This is a genomic window from Pseudoalteromonas sp. P1-7a, assembly GCF_001401855.1.
In the GTDB taxonomy this organism is placed as follows: domain Bacteria; phylum Pseudomonadota; class Gammaproteobacteria; order Enterobacterales; family Alteromonadaceae; genus Pseudoalteromonas.
Genome location: NZ_LKDU01000014.1, coordinates 70927 through 91555, shown reverse-complemented (window position 1 = coordinate 91555; position 20629 = coordinate 70927). Strand labels below are relative to the sequence as shown.

The 20629-nt window shown below is 40.4% G+C and carries 10 protein-coding genes; 9 read left to right on the top strand and 1 reads right to left on the bottom strand.

Features of this window, described 5'->3' with window-relative positions; all coding sequences use genetic code 11:
* From bcsA to fahA, 8 genes are all read left to right on the top strand, one after another.
* Window positions 1–2670 carry a UDP-forming cellulose synthase catalytic subunit gene (gene bcsA / locus AN389_RS10835; RefSeq protein ID WP_055015958.1) on the top strand — a complete coding sequence of 890 codons (2670 nt, stop codon included), beginning with the start codon at window positions 1–3 and terminating at the stop codon, window positions 2668–2670.
* Window positions 2663–4909, top strand: coding sequence for a cellulose biosynthesis cyclic di-GMP-binding regulatory protein BcsB (gene bcsB / locus AN389_RS10830; RefSeq protein ID WP_055015957.1), 2247 nt, complete (start codon window positions 2663–2665; stop codon window positions 4907–4909). Before bcsA ends, bcsB begins: the two co-directional genes overlap by 8 nt.
* Complete coding sequence (gene bcsZ / locus AN389_RS10825; RefSeq protein WP_146258075.1) at window positions 4909–6036, top strand: cellulose synthase complex periplasmic endoglucanase BcsZ; 1128 nt, start codon at window positions 4909–4911, stop codon at window positions 6034–6036. The genes bcsB and bcsZ overlap by 1 nt, the downstream gene beginning before the upstream one ends.
* A complete protein-coding gene (locus tag AN389_RS10820) occupies window positions 6027–9845 on the top strand; it encodes a cellulose synthase subunit BcsC-related outer membrane protein (protein ID WP_055019781.1) in 3819 nt (1272 codons plus the stop codon). Before bcsZ ends, AN389_RS10820 begins: the two co-directional genes overlap by 10 nt.
* A gap of 408 nt (window positions 9846–10253) precedes the next feature.
* Window positions 10254–11747 carry a peptide MFS transporter gene (locus tag AN389_RS10815; protein ID WP_055015954.1) on the top strand — a complete coding sequence of 498 codons (1494 nt, stop codon included), beginning with the start codon at window positions 10254–10256 and terminating at the stop codon, window positions 11745–11747.
* 145 nt (window positions 11748–11892) lie between these two features.
* Window positions 11893–14640 carry a metallophosphoesterase gene (locus AN389_RS10810; RefSeq protein WP_055019780.1) on the top strand — a complete coding sequence of 916 codons (2748 nt, stop codon included), beginning with the start codon at window positions 11893–11895 and terminating at the stop codon, window positions 14638–14640.
* Window positions 14641–14948: 308 nt separating this feature from the next.
* On the top strand, window positions 14949–15995 hold the full coding sequence (gene hppD / locus AN389_RS10805; protein WP_055019779.1) for a 4-hydroxyphenylpyruvate dioxygenase: 1047 nt from the start codon (window positions 14949–14951) through the stop codon (window positions 15993–15995).
* A 131-nt stretch (window positions 15996–16126) separates the two neighbouring features.
* Entirely contained in the window at window positions 16127–17440 is a 1314-nt protein-coding gene (fahA, locus tag AN389_RS10800; protein WP_055018081.1) for a fumarylacetoacetase, read from the top strand.
* Window positions 17441–17534: 94 nt separating this feature from the next.
* Here the strand turns inward: fahA and putP are convergent, their stop codons facing one another.
* On the bottom strand, window positions 17535–19013 hold the full coding sequence (putP, locus tag AN389_RS10795; protein ID WP_055018080.1) for a sodium/proline symporter PutP: 1479 nt from the start codon (window positions 19011–19013) through the stop codon (window positions 17535–17537).
* A 334-nt stretch (window positions 19014–19347) separates the two neighbouring features.
* On the opposite strand from putP, the gene AN389_RS10790 reads away from it, so the two are divergent.
* The gene (locus AN389_RS10790) at window positions 19348–20571 is read left to right on the top strand and encodes an EAL and HDOD domain-containing protein (protein WP_055018079.1); all 1224 of its coding nucleotides are present in this window, start codon (window positions 19348–19350) and stop codon (window positions 20569–20571) included.
* The last annotated feature ends 58 nt before the right edge of the window (window positions 20572–20629 follow it).

Genomic DNA, 20629 nt, shown 5'->3' with positions numbered 1-20629 from the left:
ATGAGCTTTTCTCTATTTTATAAGCGCCCAATACACAGTACTTTATATATACTGTTAAGCATTATATTTACTGAAAAACTTGTCCGTTATATTTTATTTAAGTTTCATAGCTATTTTAATCAGCACAAAGTAAACGTAATAGAAGCCTTTTTAATGCCTTTTATTACGCTAATCAGTTCATTGTTTATCAATATAAAAGACCACAAAATTAACTTTGAACTTATTTTATATGATTACTACCCGCATCTGCGCTTACCGTACCGTACGTTTATTTATTCAAATATTTTACGCTTTATCATCCAAAGTGTTTATTTATTATTTTTTAAAAACAGACCCAAAAAAAATTCAGTAAGGGAGCGGCTCTCTAACCAGTTTTATAATGGGGTAAGCTACTCACTTAAACAGTTGCGTTGGTTTGATTTAAAGCTAGGGCGAATGCTAAAACGCTTATTGTCAAAAAATGCTAAGGGACCTAAAAAAAGCGCTTTTAAAACCATGGCTGACGCTAAGATTTGGCAAAACAAACTAATCAAATATGTGGTTGTAGCCTTTATATTATTTTTACTGGCTATTTTTATCACCATTCCGTTTAGCTTAGAAGCACAAGCTGTGTTTATTAGTTTTATATTAATAGTGGCTTATGGGCTTAAGCGCGTAAAAGGGCAAATGGCCACGATTGTAATGATCACCCTATCGGTAACCACTTCATCGCGTTATTTATGGTGGCGCTACACAGAAACCCTTAATTGGGATGACCCTGTAGCACTTACCTTGGGCGCAGGCTTGCTGCTGGCAGAAACCTATGCGTGGCTAGTGCTTATTTTAGGCTTTTTCCAAACTATAAACCCGCTTGAGCGCAAACCTGTTCCGTTGCCTGAAAACACCGACTTATGGCCAACAGTTGATGTATACATACCTACTTATAATGAGCCACTGAGTGTTGTGCAGCCAACCACACTTGCAGCCATGAGTATTGATTGGCCCGCAGATAAACTAAACGTGTATATTCTTGATGATGGAAAACGCCCTGAATTTAAAGAGTTTGCTCAGAAAGTGGGAGTCGGTTATTTAACTCGCCCTGATAATAACCACGCTAAAGCCGGTAACATGAACAGCGCCATGCGCTATACCAACGGTGATTACATCGCTATTTTTGATTGCGACCACGTCCCTGCCCGCTCATTTTTACAAATGACCATGGGACAATTTTTAAAAGATAGTAAAGTATGTTTAGTGCAAACACCGCATCACTTTTTTTCTGCGGACCCGTTTGAGCGTAACTTGAATAACCACAGCCAAATACCTAATGAAAACATGCTTTTTTACGGGTTAATTCAAGACGGTAATGACATGTGGGATGCGACCTTTTTTTGTGGCTCATGTGCTGTACTAAAAAGACAAGCTCTGGATGATATTGGTGGCTTTGCTTTTGAAACAGTAACCGAAGATGCCCACACTGCTCTGCGTATGCAACGTGCCGGTTATAAAACCGCATATATTAATATCCCTCAAGCTGCAGGGCTTGCTACAGATAGCCTTTCAGCTCATATTGGTCAGCGTATTCGGTGGGCGCGAGGTATGGCGCAAATATTTAGACTCGATAATCCAATTTTAGGTAAAGGGCTCGATATACCTCAGCGCTTATGCTACCTAAACGCCATGTTGCATTTCTTATCAGGCATTCCGCGGATTGTATTTTTAACCGCCCCCTTAGCGCTTATATACTTTAATGCGTACATTATTTATGCACCATTTTTAGCCATTTTTATTTACGTAGTGCCTACGTTAATACAAATAAAAGCGACCAACTCGCGCATACAGGGTAAATATCGCTACTCTTTTTGGGGTGAAGTGTATGAGTCTGTGCTTGCGTGGTACATATTAAAGCCAACAACCGTTGCGTTAATAAACCCTAATAAGGGTAAATTTAATGTGACCGAGAAAGGTGGCTTAAACGATAAAGAACATTACGATTGGGGAATATCTAAACCTTACTTGGTGCTTTTGCTGATAAACCTAGTGGGCATGCTGGTAGGTATTTTACGCTTAGGCTTTGGCGACCCAAGCCAAGTGGGCGTTTTACTGATAAGCATGGGGTGGGCAATCTACAATATTATTATTCTAGGCGCTGCGGTAGCCGTTGCAGCCGAAGCAAGACAAGTAAGGCAATCACATCGTATTAAGGCGCACTTTCCAGCGGGTGTGCGTTTAGCAAATGGCCATACGTTAAAAGTTAAAATAACTGATTACTCTGATAACGGGGTGGGCATTGAAACAGAACATGCTCACTTATGCCGTGTAAACGATAAAATAGAGCTATTAATGAGCCGCGGTAATAAGCAATTTTCGTTTACAACGTATGTTTGTAACACTCGAAACAAACAAATAGGCTTAACCTTAAAAGATCTTTCGCTCGAAAAGCAAAAAGCATTTATACAATGCACCTTTTCAAGAGCGGATGCATGGCTTGATTGGCAAAACAACTTTCGCCATGACCGCCCTTCTTATAGTTTTAAAGAAGTACAAAAAACAAGTTTAAGAGGATTTAGCAATTTATTGTTTCATGCTCCTAAGCCGTTACAACCGTTTGTAAAATTAATGACAAAAATTGTTGTATATATAAACTCTTTCACCCCTAAAAAACCAATAGTGCATAATAATTATGATTAAAAATTTGCTTAATACATTTCTAATACTGTTTATAACATGCAGCGCCCATAAGGCATGTGCTATTGAGCCAATGCACGATAAATCTGTGTTTATAAATGGCTACCCTGAGAGCGCCAACGTATCTAGTTTACGATTAGACTTTGCTGCTTTAGGTTTTAATGGTTACAAGCTAGATGGCATAAACAATAACTCAAGAGTGGATTTTACAAACCGCATTGATAAATTAAGCACCGATTTACAGCTTAATTTTTCTTACACAAACTCGCCATCATTAATTGCTAACGTATCGCATTTAAAAGTGTATTTTAATGAAAACTTAGTCACTGTACTGCCCATCAATGAGCAACTAAGTGTAGTTAAAAATACGGTTAATCATAGCCTTAAACTCAATGCTAAATATGTACAAGACTACAACCAAGTACGCTTTGAGCTTGTGGGCTATTATGATTTACGTTGCCAAGACTACTTTAGCCGCTCTATTTGGACCGAAATTAATAAATCGAGCAATATCACACTTAATCAAAAGCAATTAGCAATAGATAGTCGTTTGGAATATTTACCAGCGCCTTTTTTTGATGCCAAAGATTATAATAAGTTAAGCTTACCGTTTGTGTTTGCAAAAACACCTAACACCAAAACGATTGAAGCGGCAGCCACTTTATCTAGTTGGTTTGGCGCACAAGCTGACTGGCGCGGTGCTGATTTCCCGGTAGTCATTAATAAATCATTAGATACGCACAGCGTAGTTTTTATTACCAACGATTCAAAGCCTGACTTTTTAAAAGATTACCCAGATGTTGAAAAGCCAACCGTTGAGATTATTTCAAACCCACTGCATAGATACAGCAAAATGTTGCTTATTTTGGGTCGTGATGAAGATGATTTAAAAACAGCCGTTACTGGGTTAGCTTTCGGGCACAAAGTAATGACAGGTAGGACTGCAAGCATAGAAGCAATTAATCAACTCCCGCTTCGTAAGCCTTACGACGCCCCACGTTGGTTACGCGGTGATAGAGCGGTACATTTTGACGAACTAATCGATTTTGATACCCAACTACAAGCACAGGGGTTAAATAACGGGCCCGTGAAATTAAACGTGCGCTTTGCACCCGATTTATTTACCTGGCGCGAAAAAGGCATCCCCATCACATTACAGTATCGCAGCACGCCCGAGAGCGAGTCTTTAGACTCTCGATTGAATATGTTGATTAATCAAAAGTTTATTAGTGGATACTTGCTAGATAATGACGACTCTACACTTAATACTACAAAAACCTTATTGCCACTTATAGCCAATACTGATACCACACAAAACGCAGAAAACTTTTCACTGAATGGCATCAACTTAGCCACTCGGAACGAGCTAAACTTTGATTTTAGATTTGCGGTATTGAAAAAAGGTGAATGTGCGATAGCGCCGCCAGGTGGTGAGTTTGGTGTTATTGATGGTAATTCACACATTGATGTAAGTGGTTTTGATCATTACATTGCCCTACCGGATTTAAACGTATTTGCTAATAGTGGTTTCCCTTACACTAAATATGCCGACTTACAACAAACACTTGTACTTGTTGATCAGCAACCTTCTGCAAAAGCATTAACGTTACTGTTTAATCTTACTGGACATTTTGGTGCTATAACAGGTTACCCAACCCATAGAATGGCCGTTGCCCATTTAAATGAGAACGTTGACTTAGACGATAAAGATATTCTAGTTATTGCAAAGCCTAATAACACAGCACAACAACTAGATGAAGATGTGCAAACAAATGTACTTTTAAATAATAATCAGCGCGAAATAAAGCAGGCAATCTATAACGGTGCATACGATGAGCAAACGCCCGACAAAATCCAAGTAAGTGTAAAAAGCAGTGGTGATATGGCGGTCATTACAGCGTATCAATCTCCTTTTGATTCTGAGCGCTCTGTCGTGTCACTCAATGCAACTACCGAAAAAGCTTTTGGCTTAATTGATAAAACCCTTATGGACTCACAAACATTAAGTCAATTAAAAGGCAGTGCCGCAGTTATAAACTCACAAGGTGTTAAAACCATAAAAACTGATGAGCAATACTTTGTAGGCCATATTCCTGTACATACACTGGTGTGGTTCCATTTGTCTGACCACCCGTTTATTTTAGCTCTACTTTCGATATTAACGCTGTTATTGATCTCATTTATTTTATGGCGATTACTGCAAGCACTTACCCATAAACGTTTAGCTGAAGGAGATGAATAATGACATTACTTAACCGTGCATTATTAATAGTCACATTTTTTAGTTTTTCTGTATCAGCGCAAACACAGCAGTGCGAGCCCTGGCAAGGATGGCAAGTATTTAAAAACCACTTTGTTAGTGATGAAGGGCGCGTTATCGACTTAGGCTCAAAGCAAAATATTACCACCTCAGAAGGTCAATCATACGCGCTATTTTTTGCGCTAGTGGCAAATGATAAAGCTGCGTTTGATACTATTTTAGACTGGACGCAAGAGCACCTCTCTGAAGGTGATTTAAGTACACGTTTACCTGCTTGGCAATGGGGCAAAACAGGTAATGACACCACTGGAATTTTAGACTCAAACCCAGCATCAGATTCTGATTTATGGATAGCATATAGTTTATCGCAAGCAGCCATCTTATGGGATGAACGCCGTTATAGTATTTTAGCTGCCGTATTAGCGCAGCGTATTATGCGAGAGGAAACCGCTTATATCTCTGGTTTAGGGCTGACTTTATTACCCGCACCGGCTGGGTTTGAGTTTGAAAATAACACCTACAAACTTAACCCTAGCTATTCTCCGTTGTTTATTTATCAGCAGTTTAGCAAACTATACCCCAATTCCCCGTGGCAGCAACTCCATGAAGCGTCTGCCAAGCTTATTTTAGACACCGCTAAAAACGGCGTTAGTCCTGATTGGGTAATGTATAGCCCTGCAAAAGGCTTTTATCATAATAATAAAGCAACTGACTTAGGCAGCTACAATGCCATTCGGGTTTACTTATGGGCCAGTATGATGGCAGAGGATGCCCCTTACAAAACGCAGCTAAGCGAACAATTTAGTCCTTTTTTAGAGGCTATAAACAGCCGCGGCTATGTGCCTTTAAACACTTATGCAAGCTCTGGCAAAACCCAAAAGCGTGGCCCAGTTGGTTTTAATGCTGCCCTATTGCCAATGCTAAAAGAAAAAGGGGATGATTCGCAGGTTATGGCTATTCAACAAAAGTTGATGGTCGATAAATCATTTACACGAACTCGCTACTACGACAGTGTATTAAATCTATTTGGTAGTAGCGCACTTAATAAACGCTTTTCAATATCAGCAGACGGGACGCTCAAGCCAATGTGGAGCACTGAATGTCGCTAAAATGGGCTGTTGTTTGTACGTTAGCAGTCAGCGCAAGTGTACATGCTAAAACAAATAATGACATTGATACACGCTCTGTTGAGTGGCTTTTAAGCCAAATCAACATTGGTGAAGTACAAGAAAATAAAGACTTAGTTGCCGATAGCTTACAAAAGCTATTGGCAATAGCGCCTAATCGCATAGAAAGTCAGTGTGCGCTTGCTCGCTATGAATTTGCCAATGGCAAAGCGGGGGAAGCAAATCAAATATTAAGAAGAATAGATAATAGCAATACACAAGTTCACCCTTGTATAGAGCAATTACGATTAGTTGCTAGATTAGAAAATGAAGATAAAGCGGACATACAGCAAGCTAAATTACTTGCCCGTGCGGGTCGCTTTGAACAAGCACGCTTAATTTACAATTCTCTTTTTAAAAATGCCTATCCAAGCCTAGCGTTTGAGTTAGAGCATTTAAGTTGGTATGCACAAGATCAAAGCCAATGGCAAAATGTAAAAAAAGGTTACGAAAGGCTGCTACGCACCTATGAAAGCATTGGTGCTATAGATATCCCATACGCTCGCCACTTACTCAGAAGTAACCCGACTGATGACACTGCGTTATCTCTTTTAAGCAAATATGGCGCTACCTCTCGTTATAGTAATGAAGTAGAAGCGATTTGGTTAGGTGCTCTATCTAACATGCAATTAAACAGCGCTACTGATAAGCAATTTCAGCGCTACTTCACTGTGTACCCTTTCAGTAGTAAAGGTGAGCTACAGTATCAAGATTTCAAAAAAGATCTTAAAGCGCGACAAAAGCTATTAGCTAATCCGCACTATCAGTTATGGGTGAAAGGAGAAGCATTACTTGAAAAAAACAAGTTAGCTGCCGCAGAGCCCATTTTATTGGAAGCACTCAAAGGGCGCCCAAAAGATGGCGCGATTATGCGCAGCCTTGGCATCTTATACCTGCGAATGGGTGAAAACCAAAAATCATATAATTATTTTACGCGGGCGCAAAGTAACACTGCCGATTTTGCTGAGCGCGAAACATTAAAAGCGTTAGCTACTACAGCTAAATTTTGGCTTTATATCCGTCAAGCAAAAGAAGCTATAAACGAGCGTGAATTTAAAACAGCCAAGCTAAAGCTAGATTTAGCCAAGACCTTAGAACAAGACCCTGCTACTGTTTTGTATAACCGAGGGCTATTACAATTCGCACAAGGTAACTACTCTCAGGCGGCAACCATATACCAAACGGTGCTCAAAGGTGATCCTTTAAATAATGGTGCCTTGACCGGGTTATTAGAAATCGCTGAACTGGATAACTCTGAGCAGTCGTTAATCAACTTTTACAATGCTTTATCCGATACGCAAAAAGCACAGCTAAAGCCCGTTTATGTAGCTTCATTGAGTAGCCTGCTTCGCGAAAAAGCACGTCAGTACACCGATTCGGGTGAGGTAGAACTTGCAGAGCAGACTTTAAGAGAGGCCATAGAATTAGCCCCTGAGCAGCCTTGGCTTTATTATGACTTAGCGTTTATTTATCAACAAAATGGGTTAACGCAAAAGGCAAAAACGTTATTTAACAATGTGCTTTGGCAGTTTCCTCTTAATCCACAGTTACGCTACAGCCATGCCCTATTTTTGCGCTCAATAGATGATTACCAAGGTGCTTTAAACACCTTAGAGTATGTACCAGTTAATGAGCGAAATGACGACATAATTACGCTTGAGCAACAGCTTAGGCTGAACGAATCTCTCAGACAAAGTGAGCGCCACTTAAATAGCAAAAATAGAACCACGGCTATTTTTCATTTAAGTAATTTAGAAGCGCAAAATTTAACACCCGTAATGAAAGCCGAGCTATCGCGTAGCTGGTATCAAATAGATGAGAAAAAACACGCTATAAAGTTAATTAATGATGCATTAAATACTGAGCCTTCTTTATCACCTTATTGGCATATGCTGTATGGAGAATGGCTACTCGAGCAAAATGAGCGCCCATCTGTAGAGCAATGGTTTACCAATTACAGTTTACCTAGTAATGCCAGTACTGGCGAAATAGAGCAGTACGTCAATTTATACACTACATATATTAATGAGTATTACGAAGGTGGCGAACTATTAGCTAAGCTAAACCAGCTTGATCAAAAGTACCCAAGTACCCCCGCAACGACCACGGCATTAATAAATGCTAATTTAGCCCTTGAGCAGCGTGAGTCGGCAATTATTGTTTATCAACAAAAACTAAAAAACAATCAGCCAATTGACCCTCAAGCTATGTTAGCAATAGCAAAAGCTCATAGAGAATTAGGTAACGACTTTCAAGCAAAAGAAGTGACTGAGCGTGCAATAGTGCAAACAGATGATCAGCAGGCCTATTTACAGCGCCAAATTATGGCATCGTTAAATGACTTTAATTACGCAGGTGATGCGTTAGCTTTAGCCAATCAATTAATAGCTAAATCACCCAATGATAAAGAGCTTAGTTATTTGGGCGCTGAAGTTGCCCGAAACTTTAATGAGCAAGACCAAGCTAAGCAATGGTATTTAAAAACACTATCGAGCGAGCAAGGCCTAAACGATGAATCGTTTTACAAACAAATTGCGCGTATAGATGAAAATGATGCGTGGTATATCAATGGTGCTAAACGCGAGCTTATAAATGAGCAAAGCAAAAACCAAGCATACATTGCCATTGGGGTTAACTTTAGTGGCCAAACAAGTACAGAAAGCGAAGCGACGCTTGGCGCTGGCTTAGTCCCTATTGAGGCCTACTTTCCACTTTGGCAAGGTCAAGGGTTTATTAAAATAGATCCAACTAGCATCAGTGCACAAACAACGCGCTTTGATGAGCAATTTGCTGGAAGCCGCTACGGCCAAGGTGCACTGTGTATATTTACCTGCGGCATTGATGAGGTTAGCCCTGAGCAAGATGGGGTCGATATAGGTATTGGCTGGCAAAATGAAAATTGGCGTGTTGATGTGGGTACTACCCCACTTGGCTTTTTGATTGAAGACATAGTATGGGGTGTAAACTACGCAAACAGCATTGGCGATTTTGGCTATAGCCTAGAGCTCGAAAAACGCCCTGTAACTAGCTCTGTGCTCTCTTATGCTGGCCTTGAGGATGTAAATACCGGTGAAATTTGGGGCGGCGTGCGCTCAACTGGCCTAACGGCCAATCTATCTCATGATTTAGGTGGCGATTGGGGCTTTTGGTCAAGCGCCGACTTTACACTTTATAAAGGTCAAAATGTTAAAGATAATCAACGCTATAGAGTTATGGGTGGGTCGTATTATCGCGTTATTAGCAATCAAGAACGCGAATTCACTGTCGGCGCAAGCCTATTACATTGGGCGTATCAGTATAATTTAAGTGAAGAAACATGGGGTCACGGCGGTTACTATAGCCCACAAAACTACGTTGGGTTGTCACTGCCTTTAAGCTACGATGCGCGCTGGGGTGATGATTTTGTTTATCGCTTAAAAACGGGCATATCGTATTCGCAAACAAAAACCCAAGCGATTGACTTTTATCCCAACGATACAGACTTGCAACTACAAGCCTACGATAGAGAGTCGATAACCGGAGTAGACCCTGTATTTGAGAGTGATGACAGCGTAGGCGTGTCATACAATCTTGAAGGGAGCTTTGAGTACCGTATAACGCCGCATTGGTTTTTTGGTGGTTACTTAGCAATTGACCGCTCTGATTTTTATGAGCCGAACTTTGGCCAGCTGTATATTCGTTACTATTTCAATCCTGTGTACGGGACGTTAGAGTTTCCTGGCACCCCAATTATTCCTTATGCAGACTTTTAACGCAGTGCAAGGTGATACATCGCGAATGCTTCCCCTCGCACTAAGGTATATGTATACTTGAGCGCAATTGTAACTAGGATAAGGGTGTGTCTCTTACCTTGTGGTGTTACTACCATTTAGCAAATCATTATCTTAGCTACAAATAATATACAGATGGTCGAGCGTTTTATACCAATCCGCATAATTAAGTGATCTATTTTGAGGATGGATAAACGTGTTGATAGCAAGGCAAAAAATTCGCTAATTAGTTGTTCTAAATAAGAATTTTTTAACGCAGATAACGACACGTTTAACCCCTGAAAATGATTAAGTATTAATACGGATTGGTATTAGTGCCCCAGGGCACAAAACAGCTAAAGCAAAAAATTATAAGGCCATTACAACAATTCTTAAAGTTAGGAAGTAAATATGAGTTCAGCTCCAGATAGTGGTTGGTTTGGCCACCCTAAAGGACTTTCAACATTGTTCTTCACTGAGATGTGGGAACGTATGAGTTACTACGGCATGCGAGCAATGCTCGTATTGTTTATGACAGCAAGCTTACAACAAGAAGGCTTAGGCTTTACTGTTGCATCAGCAGCTGCAATATACGGTTTATACACAGGTGCAGTATACTTTTTAGGCCTGCCAGGAGGTTGGCTTGCCGATAGATTATTCGGTGGCCAAAAAGCCGTGTGGTATGGCGGTATCATCATCATGTGTGGCCATATTATTTTGGCCGTGCCTCATGAGTATTCATTTTTTATTGGTTTAATATTTGTAGCTACTGGTACTGGTTTACTTAAACCAAATATCAGCGCAATGGTAGGTCAGCTATACAGCGATGCTGATGAGCGCCGTGATGGCGGTTACGCTATATACTACATGGGTATTAACTTGGGCTCGCTAATAGGTTACTACGTATGTGGTTACTTTATGGAAAATGTAGGCTGGCACTGGGCATTTGGTGCAGCTGCTGTGGGTATGGCTATTGGTTTAATCCAATATAAGCGCACACTTAGCAACCTTCCTGAGCATAGCGCATTACCGGCCAACCCATTAAGCGCTAAAGGCGCATCTCGTACATGGGGCGCTATAGCATTGTTTGTTGCTGTTGTTACTGGCGTTACAGTAGCCGCTATGACGGGTGTTATTACCATAAACCCGTCGGTTGTAGCTGGTTACACAGCCGTTATATTTACTGTTATATTTTTTGTATATTTTGGCCTTATTTACTTTAAAGGCAATTTAACTGGTGAAGAAAAACAAAGAATGTGGGCACTATTTTTAGTGTGTGTTGCCTCTGCGTGTTTTTGGTCTGGTTTTGAGCAAGCGGGTTCATCACTTAACCTATTTGCTCGTGATTACACAGACCGCCTTATCGGTACGTTTGAAATTCCAACTACATGGTTTCAATCTTTAAACTCACTGTTTATTATTGTACTGTCACCATTTTTTGCAGCGCTTTGGATTAATTTATCTAAAAAAATGATATCACCTACTTACAGCGTTAAATGTGCACTTGGCTTGATTATTATGGCTTCTGGCTTTTTAGTCATGTTTATGGCTGCTCAGTACGCTGCTGAAGGCTTAAAAGTGGCGCCTTATTGGCTTGTTACTACTTACTTTTTACATACAGTGGGTGAGCTTTGTTTAAGCCCTGTAGCATTAAGTGCAGTAAGCAAATTATCACCTCGCCGTTATACAGGTCAGTTAATGGGTGTATTTGTATTAACCTACTCTATTGGTAATGTTATCTCGGGTATACTTGCGGGTAACTTTGATCCGAATAACGTTCAAGAAATCCCTAACTTATATTTACAAATTGCCTTATTTAGCATTGGTGTTGGTATTGTTCTAGTACTAATGAGCTTTAAAGCGAAAGTATGGGAAAAACAAGGTCTGGAAGAAAAAACCGCATAATATTGCACGTTTAATTACGCGTAATACTACTTATAATTTCCCCCATAGCCGCTATGGGGGAAATTTTCTCAAACTTCTATATCACCTCGCTGTAAACTGCTATTATCTGCTGATTAATTTTTAACTTGTCTCAGGGACGCAGTACATGCGCTTGTTAACTTTATATCGCACCCCATTTTTAATTTTTTGTATTTTTTTATTATCTGCCTGTGGTGGTTCAGACGATCAAGTGACAACTAACCCTAACGATCTAGTCGAGCCAGAGCCAAGCGAGTTAACCGTATCTACAACTACCGGTTTAGATGTCAGCCTTGATGAAGGAAGCTTTTTGCTGACTGTACCCGCCAATGCTGTTTCTCAAAGTACTGAGCTTACCTACGAAAAAACAGTATTAGATGATGCCAATGCACTGTTAAATATTATCTCAGATATACACCTACTGACCCCAAGTACGCTTTCCTTTAGCAACCCAATTACGATCGCCATAAAAATACCTGATGATTACCAATTAGGTGGCCAGCTCTTTATTGCTAGACAATCTGGCGATGGCTGGGCGGTTATTGATAACTCTTTTGTTGAAGATGGCTTTGTCAGTGCACAAGTAACAGCTCTGGGTACCTTCGCTATAATGATGCAGCGTAAAGAGGCCTTTGCTGCTATTGGCCCAACGTGTGACAGCACGGCAGCAGAGCAATCAGTAAGGTTTATTCACGTTGCCGACTTACATGCTCGATTCGGTTATGAAGAGCAATACTTTAGCCGCATAAAAGCCTACTACAACCAAGTACTTGCACAAACGCCGCATACCCTGTTTACCAACGGGGGTGATGACTACGAAAAAGGCACGGTTGCTGAGCAACTATCACAAGGTAGCGCTACAGAAGAGGCCATTAAAGCCATGCAGTTTGATTTACGTGTGGTAGGTAATCACGACTATGCATGGGGACCTGAAAAATTATTAAGCTATTCACAAGATGACAATGCCATTGTGCTTGCCAGCAATACGCGCTACGAAGGTGAACAATTACAAGATTTTGCCGCTGTAGGCTTCGCTAAAGTACAAGTGGGCTGTGTGACCTTGGGCGTATTCGGCATGACCTCTGTACCATGGAACGAACTAGATGAGCCGATAGATGATGAGCCTATTCCAGATTTTATCCAACAATTTAAAATGAGCTGGCAGTGGCAACAAATAGCGCAAAGTATAGTAAGCCAGTATCAAGACGACGTTGATTATATGGTAATGCTAAGCCATTTAGGTGAAGGCTTAGATATTGATATGGCAACCGATGTAAGCGGTATAGACTTAGTATTAGGCGGCCATACTCATGGCGGAGAAAGCTATAATACGCTCGAGAACGGCGCTGTGGTTATTCAGCCAGATTTTTATGCCAAAGGCATTACCGATGTTACCCTGACATTTAATCTGCAAGATAAAACATCGCCAACGATAGATTACAGCACCATTGAAACTGACAGCGTTAGCGAACGTGATGAAGCAACAAAACGTGCCATCGACGAAATTATGGGGCGTTATGCGCCCGATGCAAACACAGAAATTGCTATTTCTGAAAATTACCCAAGTAGTATCGAGCTTGCAGAAATAACGGCATTAGCTGCAGCCCATGCTAGTGATATAACGGCCGCCCTGCTCAACCCTAAGTTAGTACAAACAAGGTGGACACCAGGGGCTGTAACACAAGAAGACTTTCATAAAGTCTACTATGTTGAGCGCCAGCCCTCTAACACACCCGGCTTTAATTCGTTATATAGCGTAACGGTTACTGGGAGCGATTTAAACACCATGTTTGCCAGTCAACCCGATTGGTTTTTACTCAAACCAGACGATATACAAGCGTCGAGCACCTATCAAGTTGCTTTATTTAAAGGCGCAGCGCTTAATCCTGAATTATTTTTTAATGGCGTCAACTTTTTAAACGTAGAAGCCATTGACGAAGCATGGTGGTTACTTGATCAATATGCGCGCTTTAGAACCAGCCAATGCCTATACCTAGATACCGATAATCGACTCTTTTCATGTGATGAACAAAACAACATCACAGTGTGGAATTTTGACGATGCTAACAACCCTTTAACACCAGATTATGGTCCTTCGGTATTAAGCTACTTTGACCCTGAGCAAACAAACTGGGGCCCTGAGGAAACTCAATATAGTACCACGCAAGCGCTTGGTATTTCTGATTTTGCTGATGGCAGCTCCGGGGTAATGGCGTTTTCACGCCACGCGCCTACTGAGGGGCTATTAATAACCCTCAATACACCTGCCAATGGTGATTATGCAAGCGAAGGCATGGTCTCTGACTACACCTTAGTAATGGATTTATACTGGCCTGAAGAAGGTAAAGATATTTATCGCGCTATTATGCAAGCAAACACACAAGATTACCTCACTGATGATGCCGATATGTTTATCGACCCAACGGGCGGTTACGGTAAATCAACCAGTGATAGTGGTTATTTTGGGCAAACAGAGCCTGAAAACTGGCACCGTGTAGCATTTGTATTTTATACCGCCCCCAGCAATGGGGTATTTGAAGTGTACATTGACGGCGAGCTTGCTGGTGTTAAAGAAGACGGTGAAATAAATAACACCTGGGCATTAACATCAGCTGTTTTACTCTTTACAGATAACAACTTTGAAACAGTACCTGGTTATTTAAACGCCCTTTTATATGCTGGGCGCGCCCTGAGTCGAGACGAAATTAAAAGCATGGGCAGCGCTCAATCAAAGCTTACGTTTACCCCTACAACACGGGTATTAAACCAAGCTATTGAGCGCCATTACCAAGCAGCACCCACGGTAAAACCTAACCTTTGGCTCGAGCAGCGCAACACGTTTTTTAACAATCGCACACAAAGTGTAAACAATTAAGTACAAAAAACAATACGTAACCACATTTTTAAAAGAGGTTTTATTTTTATAAAACCTCTTTTTTATTTATTTAAATCAGCACCTTAAACTTTAATAAACTAAAATTATCAAGCTAATTTATACTTGTTTACGCTAAAGCGTAAGGTATAAACCTACTGACCCATTAAACGTCTTATTAAATTTACAGTTTACTCAAATGCTAAATCTGCCCCCCCTCTTCCCCAAATCCAAAATCTAGTTGATTATCTAGCTCAACACGACAACAACACATAATCGCAGTAGCAATATTTATTGCAGGAGTAATAAAAATGAGTGAAGCAAATAATCCACTAGGTTTAGTTGGTATTGAGTTTACTGAATACGCAACACCTGATGCAGACTACATGGATAAAGTGTTTACTGATTTTGGTTTTTCAAAATTAAAAAAATTTAAAGGCAAAGATATTGTCTACTACAACCAAAACGACATTCACTTTTTACTAAATAACGAACGTGATGGCTTTTCTGCTGAATTTGCAAAAAGTCATGGACCAGCAATTTGCTCTATGGGTTGGCGCGTAAACGATGCACAGTATGCATTTGAAACAGCTGTGGCAAGGGGTGCAAAACCCGCAACCGATTCTACCCATAAAGACTTACCTTATCCCGCAATTTACGGTATTGGCGACAGCCTAATTTACTTTATTGAGCAATTTGGTGATAAAGGGTCTATTTATGAGTCTGACTTTGAAGATTTATCATCTCCAAATGTAGTTCAAGATAAAGGCTTTATTCGTATAGATCACTTAACTAATAACGTTTATAAAGGCACTATGGAAACATGGGCAAACTTTTACAAAGACGTGTTTGGTTTTACAGAAGTACGCTACTTCGATATTAAAGGGCAAAAAACAGCGTTGCTATCGTATGCACTTAAATCGCCCTGTGGCACCTTCTCAATTCCTATTAATGAAGGTAAAGGCAATAACAACAACCAAATTGATGAGTACTTAGGCGAATATAATGGTCCTGGTGTACAACATCTCGCGTTTTTAACTGACGATTTAGTAAGCTCGCTTGATAAGCTTGATAAATCGACCATTGCTACTTTAGACATTATTCCTGAGTACTACGACACTATTTTTGACCGTGTGCCTTGGGTTGCAGAAGACAAAGAAAAAATTCGCGAGCATCAAATATTAGTCGATAGCCAAAGTGAAAATTGCTACCTATTACAAATTTTCTCTAAAAACTTATTTGGACCTATTTTCATAGAAATGATCCAGCGTGTAGATGACGGTGGTTTTGGTGAAGGTAATTTCCAAGCATTGTTTGAGTCAATTGAGCGAGACCAAGAGCGTCGCGGCGTTTTATAACTTTTTTTGAGTAAATTAAAAGCAGCGATCTTCGCTGCTTTTTGTCGTTTTAATATTTAAAAAGTAGGGTGCAAGTTACAAGTATGCTTAAATAAATACATGCACCTCACATCAAACCTAAAGGATAAGTAATGAGCCAAATTAACGAAACCCACGACATTAATATAACCAGCTGGGTAGAGTCGGCCAATATTAAAGGCTGTGACTTCCCGATTCAAAATTTACCTTTTGCAGAATTTCGTACTAAAAACACAAATGAGGAATTCAGAGGCGGGGTTGCTATTGGCGATCAGGTTATTGATTTAGCAAAATTGAGCCGCTTAAACATTTTTACAGGTGATGCTAAAACAGCCCTTGATGCAGCAAGCGAATCAACACTAAATACATTTATGGGTTTAGGTAGTCAGTATTGGTCAGCACTTCGTTTAGCGCTTTCAAAGGCATTACGCGAAGGCGCACAGCAACAAAAAGACATGCAAAGTACCCTTATTGCGCAAGCTGATATAGAGTTTTCACTGCCATGTCGTATTGGTGATTACACTGACTTTTATACCTCAATTTACCATGCAACGGCCGTTGGCAGCTTATTCCGCCCTGATAACCCGCTTTTACCAAACTATAAATGGGTGCCGATTGGCTATCATGGTCGCTCATCATCTATTGATGTATCGGGGCAAACGTTTCACCGCCCTAAAGGGCAAACTAAAGCACCCGATGCAGATACCCCCGCATTTGGCCCATGTAAACGCCTAGATTATGAGTTAGAGCTTGGCATTTACTTAGGCAAAGGTAATGCACTGGGTGATGCTATCGCCATTGAAAACGCTGAAAACCATGTATTTGGTTTTTGTGTATTTAACGATTGGTCGGCACGAGATTTACAAGCATGGGAATACCAACCATTAGGTCCGTTTTTAGCTAAAAACTTTGCCTCAACCGTATCGCCTTGGATTGTTACCACTGAAGCACTGGCGCCTTTTAGAACGGCGTGGACACGTGATGAAAACGACCCGCAACCAATGCCGTACCTAGAATCTGCAGCTAACCGCGAGCAAGGTGCGTTTGATATTCAAATGGATGTTAAAATTCAAACTCAAAAAATGCGTGATGAAAACCACCAACCCACGCAGGTCTCTGCCTCAAGCTTTAAACATTCATACTGGACAGTGGCGCAAATGGTGGCTCATCACACAGTAAATGGCTGTAACTTTATGCCCGGTGACATGCTCGGCTCAGGTACGCAGTCAGGCCCTACACATGAAGAAGCGGGTTCTTTATTAGAGCTTTCTCGTGGTGGAAAAGAAAAAATAACCCTGAGTAATGGTGAGCAACGCAGCTTTTTAGAAGATGGCGATAACGTAATTATGCGCGGCTGGTGTGAAAGAGAAGGCTTTGCACGTATTGGCTTTGGCAGCGTAGAAAGTACTGTATTACCCGCTAAATAACTATTGATTATGGTGTCTCAATAAAACACGAGCAATAAAAAAGCCACCTAATTAAATTTGGTGGCTTTTTTTATACTTATAGTACGCTATTTAATTAAAGTTCCTTTTCAACTTCATCAAATAGCGAAGTAATGTTTTGCGCTGGTTCTTTCGTCGCTAAACTTACCACTACAATTGCAATACTTGCCAAAATAAAGCCAGGTACAATTTCGTACATGTAACTGCTTAAGCTTTGCCCATCAATCATAAATGGTGAGTAAATCCAAAACAGAACCGTACCAGCACCTACAATCATACCTGCTAGAGCGCCTTCAAAGTTCATGCGTTTCCAGTACAAGCTAAATAGAACCAGTGGGCCAAATGCCGCACCAAAACCTGCCCATGCATTACTTACTAAGCTTAATATTGAGCTGTCTCTATCATACGCTAAGTAAATCGCACACAGTGCAACCGCAGCAACACTAACGCGCCCTACAGTAACAAGCTCAGTGTCGCTTGCTTCTTTGCGTAAAAACGTTTTATAAAAATCTTCTGTTAATGAGCTTGAGCTAACAAGTAACTGAGAAGAAATAGTACTCATGATTGCAGCTAAAATAGCCGCCAATAAAAAACCAGCAATTAATGGGTGGAATAATAATTCAGAAAGAATTAAGAAAATGGTTTCAGGGTCGTCAACAACAATGTTGTTTTCGTATGTATACGCGGCACCAAATAAACCAGTACCCACAGCACCAATCGCTGCAACTATCATCCATGTCATACCGATACGGCGAGCCGTTGGCATGTCTTTTACGCTGCGCACAGACATAAAACGCACAATAATATGAGGTTGACCAAAGTAGCCTAAGCCCCATGCCATTGCCGAAATAATACCTAGTGCAGAGCCTGCGCCTATCCAATTAAGCATACCTGGATTAACACTATGAAGCGTCGACTCTAGCGGTTGCTCTAATAAAGAGTAAGCAACAGTTGGTACAAGTATCAAGGCGATAAACATAATACAGCCTTGCACAAAGTCCGTTAAGCTAACAGCTAAAAAGCCACCAAATAAGGTATATAAAACAACAACACCAGTGGTGATGTATAAACCCATTTCGTAACTTAAGCCAAATGAGCTTTCAAACAATTTACCGCCTGCTACAACGCCCGATGATGTATAAAGCGTAAAGAAAACAATAATTACTACCGCAGAAACTACACGTAAAAGGTTTGATTTATCATTAAAACGATTAGAGAAGTAGTCGGGAATGGTGATTGAATCGCTTGCTTTTTCAGTGTAAACACGCAAACGAGGCGCAACTAAAAAGTAGTTTAACCACGCACCAATAACCAAACCAATTGCTATCCATGTGCTACTAAAGCCAGTAACGAACATTGCGCCGGGTAACCCCATTAGAATCCAACCGCTCATATCCGATGCGCCAGCAGATAATGCTGCAACACTTGGAGATAAGCTACGCCCACCCAGCATATAACCCGATACATCACTTGTAGACTGTTTGTATGCATAAAGTCCAATGCCAAGCATGACTACAAAATACAATGCCAGTGAAATAATCATTCCTGTTTCCAAATTCGCCTCCACAAAGTTGTATAAAACAGGCTTTTAATCCTAATAATGACTCTTAAAATATTATAATAAAGACACTATTGGGGTAAAAACCATCCGTCTTGACTATATCATGCTTAAAGGTGATAACTCCAACTTGTTACACTGAAGTGAACAAAAAACAGCCTCATTGACTATTTAACCCTCAAACACCCAATATACGGTAAATTTATTTACATATATAGCTAATTTTTAATAACAATTCATTAAATCAATAATAATTACCTAATGCTATTTAGAGTGTTTTCCCATATATTATAGCCATTGCTATTTATTATTAATTTGTACGGAACTATTTATGTATTTTTATGCTGCACGCCAACCTATTTTAGACCGCGAAAAGGAGCTTGTTGGTTACGAGTTATTATTTCGTGATGGCGTGGATAATGTATTTCCAGACATAGACGGTGACGAAGCAACAACGAAGCTAATCGAAGGGAGTCAATTTAATTTTGGTTTAGAAGATTTGACTGGCAATAAGCCCGCCTATATTAACTTTACTCTGGAAACATTATTAAAAGGTTACCCTACGATGTTAGGGAAAGAGGCGGTTGTTGTAGAAATCCTTGAAACAGTGCAACCAGGTAAACGTTTACTCGCTATAGTCAAAGACCTAAACGAAAAAGGCTATACACTGGCACTAGATGACTATGTTCATCAGCCTGTATGGCGCCATTTTTACCCGTTTATCAATATTATAAAAATAGACTTTTTAACCACTGACGAAAGTGCAATAAAAACCATAATTAACGATATTAAAGCCTATCCACACATCAAGCTTTTAGCTGAAAAAGTAGAAACCTATGAGGCTTATAACTTAGCCCTTGAGCTTGGGTTTGAGTATTTTCAGGGGTTCTTTTTTTCAAAGCCTGAAATGGTACAAAGTAAAGCACTGCCACCATCAGAAATGGCATTAGCAGAGCTACTTTACGAAACCTCATCTGTTGAAATGGATCTTAAAAAGATCACCGATGTGTTTGAACGTGATGTAAATCTATCATACAAGTTATTGCGTTATTCAAACTCAGCTGCGTTTGCACGCAGAGCAGAAATAAACACAATTAAACAAGCACTCATCGTACTTGGCGCTAACGAAATTAAAAAGCTGTTATCTTTGCTATTTGCAGCGCAAGTATCGGCGGATAAGCCCGTAGAGCTAATCAGGCTTTCGCTAACGCGTGCACGGTTTGGCGAACTACTAGCTATTTCACATGGCCAGTTTAAAGACACCGGTATGGCCTTTTTAACCGGCATGATGTCGCTTATGGATGCCATTTTAGATGAAACCATGGAAAGCGTTATGCAAAAGCTTCCGCTTTCTGCAGAGATTAAAGCTGCGCTCTTAAATGACGAAGGCCTGCTTGCTCAGTATCTAAACTTGGTTAAGTTTTATGAGCACGCAGACTGGGAAGCTGCCAATGAAATTGCTAAACAGTTAAATTTAGGCGAAGAAGTGGCCAACGCATACCATGACGCCCTAACCTGGGTAAATGAGCAAATGCAGCTGATGGTTAAAGAATAATAAACACGTGCTCGTTTATTTAAGCTCAAATTACACATAAAAAAAAATGCCAACAATT